We start from the raw sequence: 17,643 nt of genomic DNA, 5'->3' as shown, positions 1-17,643 counted from the left end.
GCCGGAAGCGGGCCGCTACGAGCCGGAGGGGCCGGTGATGGGAGTGCGCAGGACACCGAGGCGGTCGACGTCGACCTCGACGACGTCGCCGGGGCCCAGCAGCCAGGGCGGGGTGCGGACGTACCCGACGCCCTCGGGGGTGCCGGTCGCGACGACGTCACCGGGGTTGACCGTGAGGGTGCGGCTGATCAGCGACAGCACCTCGCCGACCTCGAAGATCATGTCCCTGGTGTCGCCGTCCTGCACCAGCGCGCCGTTGACGCGGGTGCGCACCCGCAGCCCGTCACGCAGGTCGCCGACCTCGTCGGCGGTCACGATCGGTCCCATGGGGCCAGTGCGGTCGCCGTTCTTGCCGAGCGTCCACTGCGTGGTCAGCTTCTGGGCGCGGCGCGCGGTGAGGTCGTTGAACGTGGAGTAGCCCAGCACGGCGGCCCGCGCGGTGTCGGCGTCCACCTCGCGCAGCGGCGCGCCGACGTACGCGGCGACCTCGCCCTCCCAGTCGAGACCGGCCTCGTCCACGGGGACCGGCGCGGGCACACCGCCGACGCTCAGCGACGCGGTCCACCGCCCGAACAGCGTCGGATGATCCGGTACGGTGAACGAGCCCTCGGCGGCGTGGGCCCGGTAGTTGAGGCCCACGCAGATCACCCGGGCCGTCGGCGGAACCGGCGGCACGAACCGCACGGACCCGGCCGGTACGGCGTCACCGGGGGAGGCGGCGGCCAGCGCGGTCCAGCGGGCGGCGTCCGACCAGAACGTGCTCACCTCCGCGACCGGGCGGACCCCGTCGTCGTCGAGCCGGGCGACCTGGACCTGGCCGGCGCCGGGCAGGATCACCCCGACGAGCCTCACGGCCGCTCCTCCGCCCAGCCGAGCGGCACCATCCGCAGGTCGAACTCGATCTCCTCGAACGGCCCGTCCATCTGCCGGCGGCGCAGGTCGTCGGGGGACTCCCGGCGCACGGGCCGGCGGATCAGCTCGGGCTTGACCGCGAAGGCCGCGTCGGAGTCCAGGTAGGGGTCGCCGGCCAGGAACACGTGGGTGGTCAGCGGCCGGTAGCCGGGGGCGGTGACCTGGACGTGCACGTGGGCGGGCCGCATCGGGTGACGGCCGATCGCCTTCAGCAGCCGGCCGGCGGTGCCGTCCGTGGGCACCGGATAGCTGGCGGGCCGGACGGTGCGGAACCAGTAGCCGCCGTCGGGGCCGGCGGTCAGCAGGGCGCGCAGGTTGCCCGGTTCCTGGGCGTCGTCCTGGCTGTCGTACAGGCCGGTGTCGTTGGCCTGCCACACGTCGACGACGGCTCCGGGCACCGGGGCGCCGTCACAGTCGAGGACCCGGCCGTGCACCACGGCGGGGGTCGCGCGCTCGCGCTCGGGGCCGTGGGCGATCCAGTCGCCAAGCTCGCGGGGCGGCGCGGGGGAGTGGAACGGGCCCTGCACCGACGAGGGCGTCATCGTCTCGGGGCCGGAGTGGTTCACGTCGTCGACCGCCGTGGTCAGGCCGAGCATGTCCGACAGCAGGATGAACTCGTCGCGGTGCGGGCCGCACCACCGCTGCCCGGTCTCGGCCAGGAAGGCCAGGCCGGCCAGCCACTCGTGCTCCGTCGGGCGCACGTCGGCCACGAAGGCGTGCAGGTGGGTGATCAGCGAGGAGACGACCTCGTTCAGCCGCTCGTCGGATCCGTTGACCCCGCGTAACACCTGCCGCAGCAGCGGGTCGCCATCAGGCGCGTGCATAAACACCCGTACCTTTCGCTGGTTTATTAAACCCTGGAGCGTAGCGTCAGACCAGGGCGAGAGCCAGTGATCTGGTAGATTCGCGCAGGTGGTCATCGGTGCACCCCAGACGCGAGCCGAAGTCCTCGCCGCCGACATCGAGCGGATGATCGCCGAAAAGGGGCTCGGGCCCGGCGACCCGATCGGCACGATGGACGAGTTCCGCGACCGTTCCGGGTTCGGCCGCGCCACCATCAGCGAGGCCGCGCGGCTGCTCAGCGACCGGGGCACCGTGCGGATCCGCCCCGGCCGGGGCGGCGGGTTGTTCGTGGCCGATCTCGATCCGGTGGTCCGGCTCCGGCACACCCTGCTCACCGTCCGGCGCCAGCCCGCCACGGTCGCCGACGCCATCGCCGTACGCGAGGCGCTGGAGGCCCTGATCGTCACCGACGCCGCCCGTCACCGCACAGCCCAGGACATCGTGGCCCTGCGCAAGCTGCTGACCAGGCTCCGGCGGGCCGCGGCCGGTGGCGCCGACCGCTTCATGCGGGCCAACTGGGAGCTGCACGAGCGGATCGCCGAGATCTCGCCCAACCCGCTCTCCCGCGCCGTCTACCTCAGCATGTCCCGCTGCATCGCCGACCTGGCCACCCGCGCCGACCGTGACCCCGACGGGCCGGACGACGGCTACCTCGACCTGCGGGTCGAGATCCACGCCGAGCTGGTCGAGGCCATCGCGGCCGGAGACGTCCAACGCGCCACCGCGGCCGTCGAGCGCCACCGCGGATCGGGCACCATGGGGTTGTGACCGACATGCGGGGATCCGTCGAGTCGCTGGCCGGGCTGCTGGCGGCGGGCGGCGTGCTGGTGCTCAGCGGGGCGGGCCTGTCGACCGAGTCGGGCATCCCCGACTACCGGGGGCCCACCGGCCGTGCGCGCCGGGCCGAGCCTATGACCTACCAGCGGTTCGTCGGCAGCGCCGAGGCGCGGCGGCGCTACTGGGCGCGCAGCCACGTCGGCTGGCGGCAGATCGGCCGGGCCGCGCCCAACGCCGGGCACCGGGCCGTGGCCGAGCTGGAGCGGTGCGGGCTGCTCGGCGGCATCGTCACCCAGAACGTGGACGGGCTGCACCAGGCGGCCGGGGCCCGCGGGGTGATCGAGCTGCACGGCGCGCTCGACCGGGTCGTCTGCCTGTCGTGCCGGGAGCGGACCTCTCGCCACGAGCTGGAGCACCGGCTGCGGTCGGCCAACCCCGGCTGGGAGGCGACCGGCCACCTCAACCCCGACGGCGACGCGGTGCTCACCGATGACCAGGTCGCGGGGTTCCAGGTGGTCGACTGCACGGGGTGCGGGGGCCTGCTCAAGCCCGACGTGGTGTTCTTCGGCGAGAACGTGCCCCGCCCCCGGGTGGAGGAGTGCTTCGCGCTGGTGGCCGCGGCGCGGGCGGTGCTCGTGCTCGGTTCGTCGCTGGCGATCAGGTCCGGCCTGCGGTTCGTCACCAGGGCCGCCGCGCTCGGCATCCCGATCGCCATCGTCAACCAGGGGCCGACCGGCGGCGACGCCGACGCCACGCTGACCCTGGACGCGCCGCTCGGCGAGACGCTGAGCGCTCTCGCGGGCCGCCTCACGGCGGTTCCCGCGGCAGAATGAGGGCCATGTCCCGTCCCGCCACCGCCTCCTGTCCCTGCGGCCTGCCGGCCCCCTACTCCGGGTGCTGTGGCCGCCTGCACCGGGGCGAGGGCGCGGCCACCACCGCGGAGCAGCTGATGAGGTCGCGGTTCAGCGCGTTCGGCGTGGGCGACGAGGCCTACCTGCTGCGCACCTGGCATCCGGACGTCCGCCCGCCGCGGGTCGGCTTCGACAAGGGGCTGCGCTGGGTGAGCCTGGAGATCCTGGAGACCACCGGCGGCACCGTCTTCCACAGCGAGGGCACCGTGCGCTTCCGGGCACACTTCGTCGAACGAGGGCGCCCGGGGCAGCTCGAGGAGCACAGCCGGTTCGTCCGGCTCGACGGCCGCTGGGTCTACGCGGGCGTCGTCTGACCCGGTCTGACCGGGGCTCGTGATGAAAGTTTCATGGCTTGTTGACACTGGGAAAGCGCTTACCTATCTTATGCGTGTTCGCTACTACGCATGGCGTTCACGTACATGAACGAGATCTCGCTGGGGGGACACCGAGGAGCAGGCCACCAGGGTCTGCCGGGCCAGCAAGGAGCTCAATCGTGCGACAGAGAATCAGCGGCGGAACGGCCGCGGTCATCGCCGGTGTCATCGCCTTAGCGGGAGCGGGGGTGGCAGGCGTCGCCACCGCCTCGCCCGCCTCGGCCGCCCCCGCGCCCGGGGCGTACACCGTGGTGAACGACGGCAGCGGGCTGTGCCTCACCGTGCCGGGCGGCAGCGCGTCCGACGGCGTGCAGCTCACCCAGAGCGGCTGCGGTGGCGCGGCCCAGACCTGGAACCTGGTCGCCGCCGGCGGCTCCTTCCAGCTCAGGGCGGCCCACACCGGCAAGTGCGCGGGCGTCAAGGACGCCAGCACCTCCGCGGGCAAGGCCGTGCAGCAGGAGAGCTGCGCGGGCGCGGCGTCCCAGAGCTGGAACCTGACCGAGTCGGGCTCCGCCTACCGGGTGGTCAACGCCAACGGCGGCAAATGCCTCAACACCAAGGACAACTCCACGTCCTCCGGCGCGCTGGTCCAGACCAACTCCTGCGACTCGGTGGCGACCAAGCAGTGGCGGCTCGTCCCCGCCGGGTCGCAGCCGAGCCCGACGCCCACCCCGACCACGACCCCGACCACGCCCCCGGGCAACCCGACCGGCCTGGTCGGCTGGGCCACCCAGGGCGGCGGCACCACCGGCGGCGGCAACGCCTCGCCGGTGACCGTCTCCACCGCGTCCGCGCTGACCAGTGCGCTGTCGGCGAGCGGCACGTCGGTGATCCGGGTGTCCGGCACGATCTCCTGCTCCGGGATGCTCAGGGTCACCTCCAACAAGAGCGTGCTGGGCAACTCCGGCGCGGCCATCGTGGGCTGCGGGTTCAACATCGCCGAGGCGTCCAACGTGATCGTCCGCAACCTCACCTTCCGCGGCTGGAACGACGACGCGATCAACGTGCAGTACTCGACCCGCGTGTGGATCGACCACAACACCTTCAGCGACGGCTACGACGGCGCCGTGGACATCAAGCGCGCCAGCGACTACGTCACCGTCTCCTGGAACAAGGTCACCGACCACGACAAGAGCATGCTGCTCGGGCACGACGACGGCAACGGCGGCGAGGACCGGGGGCGCCTGCGGGTGACCTACCACCACAACTGGTTCGACGGCACCAACCAGCGCCACCCCCGGGTCCGCTTCGGCAACCCCGTGCACGTCTACAACAACTACTACGGCAGCATCGGTTCCTACGGCGTGGCCTCCACCGAAGGCGCCGGCGTGCTCGTCGAGGGCAACTACTTCGAGAACACCGAGGACCCCTTCCACCTCGGCGAGGGCGACTCGGGCCCCGGCACGCTGGTCGCCCGCTCCAACCACTTCGTCAACTCCGGCACCGGCCAGTCGGGCGGCGGCGTGGCGTCCATCCCCTACTCCTACTCGCTCGACGGCGCCTCCGGCGTCAAGTCGATCGTGACCGCGGGCGCCGGCGCCGGCCGGATCTCCGTCTGACCACCCTCGCCCGGGCCCCGGCCGGGGGCCCGGTCACCCTCGCTGGACGCGGTCAACCCCGGAAGCCGCGCCCCCGGTGGGCGCGGTCACCCCGGGAGCCGGGCCCCCAGGACGCTCGCCACGACGTCGGCCGCCGAGTGGTCCTCCGGGAGCGTGGCGAGAAAGCCGACATCCTGCCCGAGCGTGAGCAGCGGCGGCTCCTCGTAGCCGTCCGGCCGTCGCTGGCCGAGCCCGATGGCGGCGAGCAGCCCGTTGCACAGGCACCGCCGCCCGGCCGCCTCCTCGGCCGGGCGGCCCTTGCGCACGTAGACCTCGACCGGCTCGGCGGGGCAGCGGTAGCCGAGCCCGCCGTCCGGCTTCGTGTACGGCGTGCGCAGGTAGCCCAGGTCGCACAGCCGGGGCCGCTCCTCGTAGACGTCCGGATCCGACAGGGTGCCGGGCACCTGGGCGACCTTGAACGGGAAGCCCGCCGGGGACGCGGACGGGTCGTTGCGCACCTCCAGGACACCCTGCGCCGCCCTCCGCAGCATCCGCCGCCTGAGGTCCTCGTCGAGCCCCGACTCCCGGCACAGCGCGAACGCCGACCCCACCTGGATCCCGGTGGCACCCGCCTCCAGCGCCCGCGTCAACCCGTCGGGCGTGCCGTACCCGCCGGCCAGCCAGAACGGCAGGCCGATCGCCGCCACCTTGCCGGTGTCGGCCTCGTCGCGGGGGCCGTAGACAGGCTCGCCGTCCGCGTCCAGTCGCATCCGCCCCCGGGGCGGCGCGCTGTGCCCGCCCGCCACGGGCGACTCCAGCACGAACCCGTCCGGCCGGGTCCGCGGCGACCTGGCCAGGTAGGCGGCGAGCACGTGGGAGGAGACGATCGCCAGCAGCCGGGGCCGGGGCAGCGGCGCCAGGGCACGGCCGAGCAGCGCCCGCGGATCGACGCCCACCGTGTGCCGCGCCTCGCCGTCGCCCGCCACGGTGACCGTGATCTCCGCCGGCCGGTGCGCGGCCAGCTCGTCGAGCAGCCCGGGGATCTCGGCCGGGATCCCGGCCCCCATCAGCACGTAGTCGACCCCGGCGAGCATCGCCCCGTAGACCGCCGCCGGCGTGGCCAGCTGGATCTTCTCCAGGTAGTTGACGCCGATGAGGCCGTCGTGCCCCTCCTTGGCGAGGAAGACCTCGGCGAAGTTGGCGACCACGGCCAGCTCGTCCCTCGCCCGGCCGGGCCGTACGCCGAGCCGGGGGACGGGCCGGTAGGGGACGTCCGGCCCGGTGCCGCCCGCCACGAAGTAACGCTCCAGCACCCTCCCGGCGATCTCGGGCACCGGGAAGGCGGCCAGCGCCCGGCGCAGGTGCCCGCCCGGGTCTCCCTGCTGCAGCCGCCGGGCCAGCGTCGCGTCCAGCGCCGTCCCCGACACCACGCCCAGTTGCCCCGTGGCCGCGACGGCGCGGGCCAGCCGCCACCCGGACACCCCCACGCCCATGCCGCCCTGGATCAGGACGGGCCACATCGCCTCAGCCACGGTCAGCCCAGCTCAGCACGTTCTCCTACCTCCACACTCCGCCCGGAGGCCGGTTACGCGCCCCTCCGGGTCCTCCCGATCGGCCCCACTCTCGGCGCCGACAAGGAGTCCATCAGCACGGGGGAGCCGAGATGTAGTGCCGAAGGTCCCGAAGCGTGTGGACCCCGGTCCCTTTCTCGCGACGGCGACCGGCCAGGTTGCTCGATCACCGCGGCCGCCCGATAGGGCCGGAAGTCCCTCCGCCGCGGGACCTGCGCCCGTGGCGGCGGCACCGGCCCGTCCCTAGCGTTCGAGGCATGATCAGCTCCTCCCCGCGCCGGCTCCCGCCCCCTTACGGCGGGATGCTGTCCGCGTACGCCGCCGCCCTGGCCGGCTCGCCGCTGAAGCCCTCCAGCAAGGCGAAATACCTCTCCCACGTCAGCGGCTTCCTGGCCTGGACGGCCGAGGCCGAGACCGGCGGCGCGCACGACCGCGGCCCGCTGGCCGACATGTCCACGGCCGTCGTGACGGCCCACGACTACGACCGCCACCTGAGGGACCGCGGGTACGCCCCGGCGACGATCGCCAACGTCCTCGCCGCCGTGGACGACTTCTACGCCCGGCGCGGCCTGGGCGCCACCGGCATCTGCCGCGAAGGCGCCCGGAACACCGCCGTCGGCGGTCGTTCCCGTGTCCCGCGACGCCTGTGACCGGGATCGCGAGGCCACGCGGCCGCTCATGACTCACGGGGTGGCGTACGCGCCCCGCTTGCAGTGGCCGTCGCTGCCCACCCGGTAGGTCCAGTTGGGCGCCCGGAAGGCGTGCCGGTCGCCGGTGAGGCAGCGCCGCGCGTACTTCTCACCGCGCGAGTCCGTGCCGGCGCCGGCGCGGCGCACGTCGTCCGTCGCGGACATGATGTCGTCCCACTCGCCGCCCCGGGTGAACAGGTTCCACTCGGTCTCGGCCGCCCGCTCGGAGATCTCCCCGATGACGCCGCTGTCGTTGAGGTCGACCTGCTCGCGCAGGATGGTCAGCATGCACCGGCCGGTGCGCTCACGATCGCCGTGGCTCTGGGCGCTGCAAGCGTTACGCAGCTGCCAGGCGATCTGGTACGTCGGCTTCTCGTAGATGTAGATGCGCACCCTGCGCACCGTGTAGTCCACCTCGAACTGCCGGTTCTGCTTGATGACGCAGCCTCCGGCGGCCACCACCACGGCGGTCATCAGGAGGAGCAACCCGGAGAATCTCCCCAGTCGTGCGAGTGGCGCCATGTGCCTCGCCTCGCTCGGTCGGCGTGGTCGTACGCGCGGTGACGGTGGAGCGCCCTCCATTCTCCGCTCGGACCGAACGAGGTCAAGAGTCCGGGAGAAAACGGTCAGGGCACGGTGACAGTCTCGGGTCGTACACCGAATCGCACGGACGCCACTTCTGCGTCCCCCACGTCCAAGATCCATTCGTAGACGCTGTCAGGAGCCAAAGGCAGTGGAGGGATGGCCACGGAAAAGGACAGGTTCATCGGGATCTGGTGCGCGACATCCTCGTGCGGCTGATTGTTCCCCACGCCGAGCCTGCCCTCGAAACTGACCGGCTTGGTCTTCCCGTCGACCAGGGAAACCTCGACAGGGTTTCGGTCGTGGTCGACAAGCCTGAGGCGAAAGGTGAAGTCCTCCTTGACGTCGTTCCAGGGAATCCGCAAGAACCCGGCCACAGCTGAGTGAGGCACAACTGGACCGGTCAACGACCAGCCGGCTCCGAGAAGGTGGACCTTTCCGGATGTCTGGTCAGTGTTGCCCGAATCCGCGAGGACGAGAAACCCCTCCATCACAGTGCGGCTCGCTTGAGCTCGATGCTGGCTGTACCAAAGGTCTGAGGTGTTCCTGACTCCCAACCGCAAACCTGGATCTTGGTCGGTGTGGAGCTTGTCTCGCCGGCTTCTCCCGGCACGTTCACCGTGTGGAACACATCCACGCCGATGGCCAGCGCATAGCGTCGAATCGTGGACAGATGCGGGTCGCCACCCAGACGCTCGAAGTCGGACACCGCCGGCTGGCTGCGTCCCATGCGTTCGGCGACGTCGGCTTGCGTCATGTCGCGTTGCCGGCGGAGGTGCACCAGCGTTTCGATCAGCCGCATGTCGCGGTCAATCGCGGCGTTCTCGCGCTGGACTTCAGGATCGTCAAGGTCGATGCCCAGAAGTTCGGCGACGTGAGGGTCCATCACCATCCACCTCCCCGTATCGGCTTCACCTTATATTCTTTTCAGAAAATCAGCCAGACGATCCCTGGCGAGGTCAATGACTCGGTCCTGAGCACCTCTGCTTCCCTTCATGTGGAAGGCCAGTGCCAGCAGTACGTGCTCGCCCTGTGGTCCACGCGCGAAGTAGAGGCGGTACTCGTTGCCGACGTGAGTCAGGCGGGCTTCGTATAGCCCGTGACCGAGAGAGCCGGTGTCTCGCGGCAAGGCCCGGTTGTACTGAATTCTGTCGAGTAGAGCACCAAGCTCCTTCTTGGGTGGACCGTCGCCGAGGACGTCCCTGATCTCTTCGCTGACGATGGGGCGACCGTTCGGCGTGCGGTAGAAGTGCCAGACTGCATCGGGCTTCTCCTGCACTTCGCCACCTCAAGGTCCGGGGTACCAAGCCGAAGCCATGAATCTACGGCGATCACACCAGGAGCTCTCCCGCTAAGTGACTGTGCGGTGGCGATCCGTACAAGATGCGGCATCGTTAACTGACGCAGGCGCGAGGTCAAGGTTCCTGGCGGACGAGGGCAGAAACGGCAAGAGTGGAGCGTGAGCGATCACAACCGATTCCAGCCCAGGGGGCCTCATGTCCGAGTCCGAGACGTTGCCGCTCTACATGCGGCGTAGTGAGTTCGACCCGGCTCCCGAGCTGGGGGCGTTGCGCGACAAGGAGGGCGTGGCCCGCGTCCGCACCCCGTTCGGCATCGACGCCTGGCTGGTGACCCGCCACGCCGATGTGCGCGAGGTGCTGGGCGACGCGGAGCGGTTCAAGCTGGCCCAGAGGGGCATCCCGGAGCTGCCCGGAGCGCCGAAGCTGAGCGACGAGCAGATCGCCGTGCTGCGGGCGGGCAATCTGCTGGGCGTCGACCCTCCCGAGCACACCCGGTTGCGCCGGATGCTGACACCGGAGTTCACGATCCGCCGGATGCGCCGGCTGGAGCCGCGCATCACCAGCATCGTCGAGCAGCACCTGGACGCGATGGAGAGCGCCGGCCCGCCCGCCGACCTGGTCTCGTCGTTCGCGCTGCCGATCCCGTCGCTGGTCATCTGCGAGTTGCTGGGCGTGCCGTACGAGGACCGCGACGGGTTCCAGCACCGTACGACCCGGATGCTCGACATGTCGGTGCCGGTCCAGGAGCGGATGGCGCTGCAGATGGAGTCACGCGCCTACATGGCCGGGCTCGTCGCCCGCAACCGGGCCGAACCCGGCGAGGAACTCCTGGGCATGCTGGTGCGCGAGCACGGCGACGAGCTGACGTCGAACGAGCTGATCGGCATCGGCGCCCTGCTGCTGCTGGCGGGGCACGAGACCACGTCCAACATGCTCTCGCTCGGCACGCTGGCTCTGCTGCGCCACCCTGACCAGCTGGAGATGCTGCGCAAGGAGCCCGAACGGATCGACGCCGCGGTGGAGGAGCTGCTGCGCTGGCTCAGCATCGTCCACTCCGGCACCTTCAAGGTGACCACCACGGAGGTCAAGCTGTCCGGCCAGACCATCGGGCCGGGGGAGCTGGTGGCGTGCGCGCTGCCCGCCGCCAACCGCGACCCGGCGCTGCTGCCCGACGCCGACCGGCTGGACATCACCCGGGGCGAGCCGGGCCACGTGGCCTTCGGTCACGGCGTGCACCACTGCCTGGGGGCGCCGCTGGCGCGGATGGAGATGCGGATCGCCTTCCCGGCGCTGCTGCGGCGCTTCCCCGGGCTCCGCCTGGCCGGTCCCGAGGCGCGGTTCCGCTCGTTCAACATCGTGTACGGCCTGGCCTCGCTGGAGGTCGCCTGGTAGCGGACAATTTCGATAAAGGCTTAATTTCGGCTGAAGTCGCGAAATTTCATCAATAAAGACGTTCCTTTATCAGGCATGATCGCCAGCGGCTACGCTTCGCCGCTGTGATCGCCTTACGTGGGGAGCCAGTTTGATGACACGCGTGACTCGTGGCCGAGGAATTGTCGCCGCCCTCGTCCTGTCCGTGATGACGGTCGCCTGTAGCAGCCCGGCGGAGCCGCCGCCGAAGAAGGTTCCGCTCGAGAAGAACGTCATCACGGTGGGCGTCGTGCCGAGCGCCGACTCGGCGCCTCTCTACCTGGCCATGGCCAAGGGCTACTTCGAGCGGGAGGGACTGACGGTCAAGGCGACCATGATCACGGGCGGCGCCGCGGCGATACCTCAACTCAAGAGCGCCGCGCTGGACCTCACTCAGGCCGACTACGTCACGGCCCTCCTGGTCCAGCAGCACGACGAGGACGTCAAGGTGATCGCGGACCTGTGCCAGGCGGCGCCCGGCGCCTTCGGCCTGATGGTCGAGGCCGATTCGCGGATCGGGACCGTGGCCGGGCTCAAGGGCAAGTCGATCGCGGTCAACAACCTGTTCGGCATCGGCATGCTCGCCAGTGAGGCCACACTCAAGGGCGCGGGTCTGACGAAGAAAGACGTCAAATTCATCGAGATTCCCTTCCCGGAGATGGAGCGCCGGCTTGCCGCGGGCGTGGTCGACGCCGCCTGGCTACCCGAGCCCTGGGGCACCTCCGGGCTGCGGAGCGGCTCGCTGCGCCGGCTCGCCGACCCCATGACCGGGAACCTGGCCGACCTGCCGGTCGGCGGCTGGGTGGCCGCCGGCGAATGGAGGGCCGCCAACCCCGCCACGCTGGCGGCCTTCCAACGCGGGATCGCGGCGGGGCAGCGCGCCGCCGGCGACCGCGCCGAGGTCGAGGCGGTGCTGCCGACCTACCTCAAGATCGACGCCGACAGCGCCGCGCAGACCAGGCTCGGCGTCTACCCTCCCGTGATGGCCACCGGAAAAGTGATGGACGCGAGAAGGCTGCAGCGGGTGGCCGACCTCATGCGCGACTACGGCTACCTCAAGGACCCGCTGGACGTGAAGAACGTGGTCGCGGGCTGATCCCGGAGCCGGCCCGGGGCGGGTACGGCCGGCCGGGCGCTCGGGCGGCGGGCGCTCGCGCGCCGTTGCTCAGTCGACGACTTCGTCGCGCGCCTTCTCCAGGTGGCCCTTGAGCTCCTCCATGACCTTGGCGTAGCCGAGGTGGCTGTACCTCTCGGCCGCGTGCCACGGATACACCTGGCCGGCCTTGACCGCGGGGAGCTTGGCCCAGGTCGGTTTCGCGGCCATCTCCGCGGGCTTCATCGATTGGGCGCGCGCGTCGACCAGGATCACGTCGGCCGCGTACTTGTCGGCGTTCTCCCAGCTGAGCACCTCCCAGAAGCCGCCCTCGCTCTCGGTGGGCTTGGCCGGGGAGACCATGTTCAGCCCCAGCTCGCCGAAGTAGGAGAGGTCGGGATGGTCGGGCAGGTAGGCGACGTAGAGGGACTCGGGGGTACCGGTGACGACCATGACCTTGAGGTCGGGCTTGGCCGCGGCGAGTGTCCTGAGCGCGGCGCCGGCCGCCTCGAACCTGGCCTTCGCCTCGGTCACGGGCGCGGCCTGGGGGTCGGCGCCCAGGGCCGCGGCCAGCTCGCCGTAACGCTCGATGATCTGCACGAGCGGCTTGCCGCTGAGCTGCACGCCCACCGACGGAGCGATCTGGTCGATCGTCGTGGCCGACTCCTCGGGCACGTACCACAGGGTGTTGGGCTGGTACATGCCCGCGACCAGCAGGTCCGGCTGGAGCGAGGCGTACTTCTCGACGTTGAACTCGCCCCAGACGTTGCCGATCGACTCGACCGTGGCGATGTCGACCTCGCCCACCTCCGGATCGCGGCCGCCGTCCTTGAGCTTGTGCGGGCCGAACACCGCGACGGGCCGCACGCCGAAGTCCCAGAGCGCGGCCGCCGCTCCCGACTGCGCCACCACGCGTTGCGGCCGCCGCTGCGTGGAGATGTTCTTGCCACGGTCGTCGGTCCAGGTCCAGGCGGTCTGCTGGGCCGTCGCGGACGGGGCGGCGGCGGGCGGCGCGGACGTGCCGCCACAGGCGGCGACGCCGATGAGGGCGGCGACGCCCATGGCCATGAGGCGGCGTCGTGGGGGGTGGGCCATGTTCTCTCCTCGAACACAGGGCTCTCGCCCGATGAAACGGTTTCGTCTACCCGACTCGGAGCGCCCGGCCACGGCGGGAGGCCGGCGGCCGGTCAGAGCTCGGCACGGCCGAGACGCCAGTACCCCATGAAGGCCACGGAGCGGCGGTCCATGCCCCGCTCGGCGACCAGGTGCCGCCGCAGCGCCCTGATGATCGACGCCTCGCCGGCCAGCCAGGCGTAGAGCGGGCCGGGTGGCCGCTCCTCCTGCGGCACCTCCCAGAGCTCCTCCACGTCCACGTCCACGTCCCGGAACCCGTTCCGCGCGGGGTCCGGGGCGGCCGGCGCGGGGAGCAGCCGGTCGGCGGCGGCGGTCACGGCGGGCCGGAGCAGGCTCCCGCGTTCGGCGCCGTCCCTGGGCAGCCAGGTGACCTTGACCTGGCTGGAGGTCAGGACGTCGAGCGAGTCGGCCGCGTAGGGCACCTCCATCAGCGCCTCGCCCGTGCAGCCGGCGGGCAGCCGTTCGAGCACGGAGGCGATGGCGGGCACGGCCGTCTCGTCTCCGGCCAGCAGGACGGGTCCCGTCTCGGCGAGCGGCCGGAACTCCAGGCCGCCGTGCTCACCCGGGTGGTCGGCGTTCGGCCCGCACAGGACCGCGAGGTCGCCCTGCCGGGCGTTCGCCGCCCAGCGCGCCACGGGGCCGCTGTGGCCGTCGTCCTCGTGCAGCACGACGTCGACGTCCACCTCGCACGCCTGCGGGCGGGCCAGCCGGACGGTGTACGTGCGAAAGGGGTTGCGCAGCTCCTCGGGCAGCTCCCGCCAGCGCTGGAACCAGTCCGCGCCCATGGGCAGGTGGGCCAGGCCGTGCTCGGGGAGCGGCAGGACGAGCTTGATCCGCTGGTCGTAACCGTTGTCGGCGAACCGGGCCAGATCCGGCCCGGCGAACGTCACCCGCAGGAACGACGGGCTCAGCCGGTCCAGCCTGCTCACCCGTACGTTGAACATGCGAAAAGGCGTGGTCAATTCTTTGCCTCCTTTTAGGGGAGGCTAACCTAACTTGACCGTTTTCGCACCCACTGATCACCCTTCTGGAACGTTGCGTAGGTCACTGTCCGGTGGTGTCGAGTTCGGCGAACATGCCCGCGCCGTAGTGGCTGGGGAAGTTGCAGACGACCTCGTAACGGCCCGGACGGAGCGTCATCGTGGTCCAGCTCATGGAGCCCGGAGCGATGCCCTCGCCCTCGCCGGCGCCGCAGTTGCGCGCCGCCTCACCGAGGGCTCCCGTCTCGTCCACGCGCCCCTGGGAGTCGACCGCCCGCTTCCCGGCGGCCTGCCCGGACGGCAGCGGCAGCACGACGGCCTCGTGCGCCAGGTCGGGCCCCTTGTTGTACACCCGCAGCGACACGGTCCCCGCGGGGACCTGGTCGGGCTTGACCGACAGGCTCATCCGCCTGCCGCCCGACGGCTGGTCGCTCACGGTCACGTCCACCACCTTGCCGGGCAGAGGCGGCGGAGTGCATTCCTGCTGGGAAGTACCGTGCTCCTCCGGATCCGGAGCGCGGCCCATCGCCGCCGGCGGCCCCGCGAGGGCCACGGCGAGCATGACCGCGCTCATCGCCCCGGTGAGCCGTGCATCGTGAAGCCGCATCGGCCCCACCTCCCGCACGAGTGCGAGCCGTGCCCGCCGTCCCCCGGGCAGCGCCCGGGATCGACCGGCGAGCGTCCTGACCTTCAGGGTACAGGGACGGCTCTGACCTGCGTTTCCGGCGATCCGCAGGGCGGATGCGTATGCCTCGCGGCATGGGCCGTCCTTGGCCCGGAACGGGGGTGTTCGCGGGCGGGGGATGGACCGGCACGGGTAAAAGTGCCACGGGGGTGAGGGGAAATCGTGTGGGAGACCGGGTGGCCGAGCGGGCGGCGCCCCCTCATGACGCCGGCGAGGTTCGCGGTCCTGCTCGTCGTCGTCACCGGGGCCGTGGTCGGGCTCGACTTCGTCATCGGCTCGGCGGCGTGGCTGGTGCCGCTGCTGGTGTTCCTGCCGGCGATCGTGTCCGGCCTCGGCACCGTGCGGCAGACGGCCATCGCCTCCGTGTGGGTGACCCTGGTGATGACGGCGTCCGTCACCTACCTCGGCGGCGACCTGACGGGCAACCTGCTCGCGACCGGGTTCGCCGCCCTGTTCGGCCTGGTGAGCGTGCTCGGTTGCCGCTACCGCCTCCAGCGTGACGAGGAGATCCGCCGGCTGCGTTCGGCGGCGTCGGCCCTGCAGCGGCAGATCCTGCGCCCGCTGCCGCTGCGCACCGCGGACGTCGTCGTGGACGGCGTCTACCGGCCGGTCGAGGAGGACACCATGATCGGAGGCGACATGTACGAGGTCGCCGCCTCCGAGTACGGAAGCCGGGTGCTGATCGCCGACGTGCAGGGCAAGGGGCTGACCGCGATCGGGACCGCGTTCGTCGTCCTCGGCGCGTTCCGGGAGGCGGCCCACCGTGAGCCCACGCTCCTCGGCGTCGTCGACGCGCTGGAGAGCGCCGTGGCGAGGCAGAACACGTCCGTCGCGCGCACCGGCGAGCTCGAGCGCTTCGTCACCGCCCTCGTGCTCGGCGTCGGGCCGGGCCGGCGGGCCGAGGTCGTCGACTGCGGGCACATGGCGCCCTACCTGATCCACGAAGGCCAGGCGTGGCAGGCGAGCATCGGAGAGCCGGGCCTGCCTCTCGGCCTGGCCGCGCTGTCGCGCGAGCCGCGCCGGGTCGCGCGGTTCGCCTTCCCGGCACGGGCCACCATCCTGCTGTGCACCGACGGCGTCACCGAGGCCCGCGACCACGCCGGCGCGTTCTATCCGCTGGCACAGCGGCTGCGGTCCTGGGCCCGCGACCCGCCCGCGCGGCTCGCCCAGACCCTGAGCGCCGACCTGTCCGACTTCACCGAGTCGTCGGCGCGCGACGACCTCGCCATCCTCACCATCCGCAGAAGGGGAGCGGCCCGCCGGGCCGTTCAGTGAGTCCGAGGCCCGCCGGACGGCCGCCGGACGAGGCGGATGTGGAAGGCTGCCGGCATGGCTCCCAGGATCGCCACCGCGCGCCGCGTCGACCTGCCCGACCTCCTCGAGTTCCTGCGCCCCAGGCACCGGGGCCTGCTGGCCACCGCCCGCCAGGACGGGCGGCCCCAGCTCTCACCCGTCTCGTGCGGCGTCGACGACCACGGCCGGATCGTGGTGTCCACCTATCCCGCGCGGGCCAAGACGCGCAACGCCCGGCGTGACGAACGGGCCTCGATCTGCGTGCTGTCCGACGACTGGGACGGCCCCTACGTCCAGGTCGACGGGCGCGCCGAGGTGCTGGACATGCCCGCCGCCCTCGACGCGCTGGTCGACTACTACCGGTCCATCGCCGGGGAGCATCCCGACTGGGACGAGTACCGTGCCGCCATGCGGCGCCAGGACAAGTCGCTGATCCGCATCCACATCGACCGCTGGGGCCCCATCGCGACCGGCGGTTTCCCGCCCGGCCTCGCCCCGCCCGCCTGACCCGCGCCGGTCAGGGCCCGGTTCGCCCGGCGTGTCCGGTGTGCGCGGTGTGCGCGTGCCGGGTCTCCGGCCGGTTTCGTCGCCCCCGGTCCCTCCGCCCCTGGTTTCGGTCCCGCCGGTCCCGCCGGTCAGCGTCGGTCGGCCAGCTCCGCCAGCAGGTCCTGCGAGTACGCGATCCGGCCGGTGAGCTCGGTGGCGGGCCGGTGGCAGAGCGCGAGGGCGGCGTCCGCCATGACCGAGGGCGGCTCGTTGTCCGGGGCGTCCACCGACGTCAGATGGTGGAAGAGGGTGCCCGGGGTCGGGACGATCCCGTTGGGTGACAGGGCGTTGACCGCGACGCCGTCGGCGTAGAGCTCGGCGGCGAGACCCGTGGTGAACCTCTCCAGCGCCGCCTTGCACATGCCGTACACCGTCCCGCCGAGCGCCGCGTACGGGCCAGGTGGAAAGTCGGGGTGTCGCGCGGCGATCGAGGAGATGTTCAGCGTGATCTGGCGTGGAACCCCGGGCGTTCACGCCCGGGAGGAAACGACAGCGCGGGAGGGCCGCCAAGGCCCGAGCGGTGCGGTGACCGGTAGGCCGTGGAGCGGCTCAGGGTGAAGATCACATGCGCGTGAAGCGCGCGGACGACGCGTCCGCCCTCTTCTCATGCCGGGGTTCGGTTTCCATCCCGGTGGCGTGGGCTTGGCGATAATGTGTTCGAGGTGAAGCTGGTGGTGCAGGTGAAGCTGCTGCCGACGCCTGAGCAGGCGGCGGCGCTGGAGGCGACGTTGCGCGCGGTCAACGACGCGGCCACCTGGGTCTCGCAGCTCGCCCACGACCGGCGGGTGTTTCGCAACTACGATCTGCGCAGGCACGTCTACGGGCAGGTCAAGGACAGGTACGGGCTGGCGGCTCAGGCCGCGCAGCATGTCATCAAGAAGGTCGCCGACGCCTACGCCACCCTGCATGCCAATCTGCGCAGCGGCAATCTGGGCAGGCCCGGCTCCGTCCGGCGTGAGCGGGTGCTGGCCCGGCCGATCGTCTTTCGCCCGGGCGCGGCCCAG

At 71.7% G+C, this 17,643-nt stretch carries 20 protein-coding genes and 1 pseudogene; 10 read left to right on the top strand and 11 right to left on the bottom strand.

What is annotated here, in order from left to right; genetic code table 11:
• Positions 1-15: 15 nt before the first annotated feature.
• Both AC5L3X_RS11380 and AC5L3X_RS11375 read right to left on the bottom strand, forming a co-directional pair.
• A complete protein-coding gene (locus tag AC5L3X_RS11380) occupies positions 16-852 on the bottom strand; it encodes a fumarylacetoacetate hydrolase family protein (RefSeq protein ID WP_494856856.1) in 837 nt (278 codons plus the stop codon).
• A complete protein-coding gene (locus AC5L3X_RS11375; RefSeq protein ID WP_494856854.1) occupies positions 849-1,736 on the bottom strand; it encodes a dioxygenase family protein in 888 nt (295 codons plus the stop codon). Before AC5L3X_RS11375 ends, AC5L3X_RS11380 begins: the two co-directional genes overlap by 4 nt.
• An 88-nt stretch (positions 1,737-1,824) precedes the next feature.
• Here AC5L3X_RS11375 and AC5L3X_RS11370 point away from each other — a divergent pair, with 88 nt between their 5' ends.
• From AC5L3X_RS11370 to AC5L3X_RS11355, 4 genes are all read left to right on the top strand, one after another.
• The gene (locus AC5L3X_RS11370) at positions 1,825-2,523 is read left to right on the top strand and encodes a FadR/GntR family transcriptional regulator (RefSeq protein WP_494856853.1); all 699 of its coding nucleotides are present in this window, start codon (positions 1,825-1,827) and stop codon (positions 2,521-2,523) included.
• A gap of 5 nt (positions 2,524-2,528) precedes the next feature.
• Positions 2,529-3,365, top strand: coding sequence for an NAD-dependent protein deacetylase (locus AC5L3X_RS11365; RefSeq protein ID WP_494857226.1), 837 nt, complete (start codon positions 2,529-2,531; stop codon positions 3,363-3,365).
• Between the two features lie 5 nt (positions 3,366-3,370).
• Positions 3,371-3,757, top strand: a complete 387-nt coding sequence (locus tag AC5L3X_RS11360; RefSeq protein ID WP_494856852.1) for a YchJ family protein — start codon at positions 3,371-3,373, stop codon at positions 3,755-3,757.
• Positions 3,758-3,936: 179 nt separating this feature from the next.
• Positions 3,937-5,376: a pectate lyase family protein gene (locus tag AC5L3X_RS11355; protein ID WP_494856851.1), complete on the top strand. Its 1,440-nt coding sequence runs from the start codon at positions 3,937-3,939 to the stop codon at positions 5,374-5,376.
• Between the two features lie 86 nt (positions 5,377-5,462).
• Here the strand turns inward: AC5L3X_RS11355 and AC5L3X_RS11350 are convergent, their stop codons facing one another.
• Complete coding sequence (locus tag AC5L3X_RS11350) at positions 5,463-6,887, bottom strand: nitronate monooxygenase (protein ID WP_494856849.1); 1,425 nt, start codon at positions 6,885-6,887, stop codon at positions 5,463-5,465.
• 296 nt (positions 6,888-7,183) lie between these two features.
• Between AC5L3X_RS11350 and AC5L3X_RS11345 the strand changes: the two genes are divergently transcribed.
• Positions 7,184-7,576, top strand: a complete 393-nt coding sequence (locus AC5L3X_RS11345; RefSeq protein WP_494856848.1) for a hypothetical protein — start codon at positions 7,184-7,186, stop codon at positions 7,574-7,576.
• Positions 7,577-7,609: 33 nt separating this feature from the next.
• Here the strand turns inward: AC5L3X_RS11345 and AC5L3X_RS11340 are convergent, their stop codons facing one another.
• The 4 genes from AC5L3X_RS11340 to AC5L3X_RS11325 form a co-directional block, all read right to left on the bottom strand.
• On the bottom strand, positions 7,610-8,137 hold the full coding sequence (locus AC5L3X_RS11340) for a hypothetical protein (protein WP_494856846.1): 528 nt from the start codon (positions 8,135-8,137) through the stop codon (positions 7,610-7,612).
• A 104-nt stretch (positions 8,138-8,241) separates the two neighbouring features.
• Complete coding sequence (locus AC5L3X_RS11335) at positions 8,242-8,688, bottom strand: DUF6941 family protein (protein WP_494856844.1); 447 nt, start codon at positions 8,686-8,688, stop codon at positions 8,242-8,244.
• On the bottom strand, positions 8,688-9,083 hold the full coding sequence (locus AC5L3X_RS11330; RefSeq protein ID WP_494856843.1) for a helix-turn-helix domain-containing protein: 396 nt from the start codon (positions 9,081-9,083) through the stop codon (positions 8,688-8,690). The genes AC5L3X_RS11335 and AC5L3X_RS11330 overlap by 1 nt, the downstream gene beginning before the upstream one ends.
• Positions 9,084-9,113: 30 nt before the next feature.
• Complete coding sequence (locus AC5L3X_RS11325) at positions 9,114-9,476, bottom strand: type II toxin-antitoxin system RelE/ParE family toxin (RefSeq protein ID WP_494856841.1); 363 nt, start codon at positions 9,474-9,476, stop codon at positions 9,114-9,116.
• A gap of 217 nt (positions 9,477-9,693) precedes the next feature.
• Here AC5L3X_RS11325 and AC5L3X_RS11320 point away from each other — a divergent pair, with 217 nt between their 5' ends.
• Complete coding sequence (locus AC5L3X_RS11320) at positions 9,694-10,890, top strand: cytochrome P450 (protein WP_494856839.1); 1,197 nt, start codon at positions 9,694-9,696, stop codon at positions 10,888-10,890.
• Positions 10,891-11,023: 133 nt separating this feature from the next.
• Positions 11,024-12,004, top strand: coding sequence for an ABC transporter substrate-binding protein (locus AC5L3X_RS11315; RefSeq protein WP_494856837.1), 981 nt, complete (start codon positions 11,024-11,026; stop codon positions 12,002-12,004).
• 69 nt (positions 12,005-12,073) lie between these two features.
• On the opposite strand, the gene AC5L3X_RS11310 is transcribed toward AC5L3X_RS11315, so the two are convergent.
• The 3 genes from AC5L3X_RS11310 to AC5L3X_RS11300 form a co-directional block, all read right to left on the bottom strand.
• Positions 12,074-13,096 carry an ABC transporter substrate-binding protein gene (locus AC5L3X_RS11310; protein WP_494856835.1) on the bottom strand — a complete coding sequence of 341 codons (1,023 nt, stop codon included), beginning with the start codon at positions 13,094-13,096 and terminating at the stop codon, positions 12,074-12,076.
• 92 nt (positions 13,097-13,188) lie between these two features.
• Positions 13,189-14,097, bottom strand: a complete 909-nt coding sequence (locus AC5L3X_RS11305; protein WP_494856833.1) for a siderophore-interacting protein — start codon at positions 14,095-14,097, stop codon at positions 13,189-13,191.
• Between the two features lie 82 nt (positions 14,098-14,179).
• Positions 14,180-14,722, bottom strand: a complete 543-nt coding sequence (locus AC5L3X_RS11300; protein ID WP_494856832.1) for a hypothetical protein — start codon at positions 14,720-14,722, stop codon at positions 14,180-14,182.
• A 279-nt stretch (positions 14,723-15,001) separates the two neighbouring features.
• On the opposite strand from AC5L3X_RS11300, the gene AC5L3X_RS11295 reads away from it, so the two are divergent.
• Entirely contained in the window at positions 15,002-16,075 is a 1,074-nt protein-coding gene (locus tag AC5L3X_RS11295; RefSeq protein ID WP_189123989.1) for a PP2C family protein-serine/threonine phosphatase, read from the top strand.
• Between the two features lie 54 nt (positions 16,076-16,129).
• On the top strand, positions 16,130-16,600 hold the full coding sequence (locus tag AC5L3X_RS11290; RefSeq protein WP_189123887.1) for a PPOX class F420-dependent oxidoreductase: 471 nt from the start codon (positions 16,130-16,132) through the stop codon (positions 16,598-16,600).
• 128 nt (positions 16,601-16,728) lie between these two features.
• On the opposite strand, the gene AC5L3X_RS11285 is transcribed toward AC5L3X_RS11290, so the two are convergent.
• Entirely contained in the window at positions 16,729-17,010 is a 282-nt protein-coding gene (locus AC5L3X_RS11285) for an SDR family oxidoreductase (RefSeq protein ID WP_494856830.1), read from the bottom strand.
• A gap of 291 nt (positions 17,011-17,301) precedes the next feature.
• Here AC5L3X_RS11285 and AC5L3X_RS11280 point away from each other — a divergent pair.
• Positions 17,302-17,643: pseudogene (locus tag AC5L3X_RS11280) on the top strand (RNA-guided endonuclease TnpB family protein); the annotation flags it as partial.

The sequence above is a fragment of the Nonomuraea sp. CX421 genome (assembly GCF_059358955.1).
This window is presented reverse-complemented; position numbering and strand designations above follow the sequence as displayed.

What these genes read in the sequence shown, in the direction of transcription:
- AC5L3X_RS11375 (WP_494856854.1), bottom strand. Translation starts at nt 1,736, where the DNA reads ATGCACGCGCCTGATGGCGACCCGCTGCTGCGGCAGGTGTTACGCGGG.
- AC5L3X_RS11365 (WP_494857226.1), top strand. Translation starts at nt 2,529, where the DNA reads ATGCGGGGATCCGTCGAGTCGCTGGCCGGGCTGCTGGCGGCGGGCGGC.
- AC5L3X_RS11360 (WP_494856852.1), top strand. Translation starts at nt 3,371, where the DNA reads ATGTCCCGTCCCGCCACCGCCTCCTGTCCCTGCGGCCTGCCGGCCCCC.
- AC5L3X_RS11345 (WP_494856848.1), top strand. Translation starts at nt 7,184, where the DNA reads ATGATCAGCTCCTCCCCGCGCCGGCTCCCGCCCCCTTACGGCGGGATG.
- AC5L3X_RS11340 (WP_494856846.1), bottom strand. Translation starts at nt 8,137, where the DNA reads ATGGCGCCACTCGCACGACTGGGGAGATTCTCCGGGTTGCTCCTCCTG.
- AC5L3X_RS11335 (WP_494856844.1), bottom strand. Translation starts at nt 8,688, where the DNA reads ATGGAGGGGTTTCTCGTCCTCGCGGATTCGGGCAACACTGACCAGACA.
- AC5L3X_RS11330 (WP_494856843.1), bottom strand. Translation starts at nt 9,083, where the DNA reads ATGGACCCTCACGTCGCCGAACTTCTGGGCATCGACCTTGACGATCCT.
- AC5L3X_RS11320 (WP_494856839.1), top strand. Translation starts at nt 9,694, where the DNA reads ATGTCCGAGTCCGAGACGTTGCCGCTCTACATGCGGCGTAGTGAGTTC.
- AC5L3X_RS11315 (WP_494856837.1), top strand. Translation starts at nt 11,024, where the DNA reads ATGACACGCGTGACTCGTGGCCGAGGAATTGTCGCCGCCCTCGTCCTG.
- AC5L3X_RS11310 (WP_494856835.1), bottom strand. Translation starts at nt 13,096, where the DNA reads ATGGCCCACCCCCCACGACGCCGCCTCATGGCCATGGGCGTCGCCGCC.
- AC5L3X_RS11300 (WP_494856832.1), bottom strand. Translation starts at nt 14,722, where the DNA reads ATGCGGCTTCACGATGCACGGCTCACCGGGGCGATGAGCGCGGTCATG.
- AC5L3X_RS11295 (WP_189123989.1), top strand. Translation starts at nt 15,002, where the DNA reads ATGACGCCGGCGAGGTTCGCGGTCCTGCTCGTCGTCGTCACCGGGGCC.
- AC5L3X_RS11290 (WP_189123887.1), top strand. Translation starts at nt 16,130, where the DNA reads ATGGCTCCCAGGATCGCCACCGCGCGCCGCGTCGACCTGCCCGACCTC.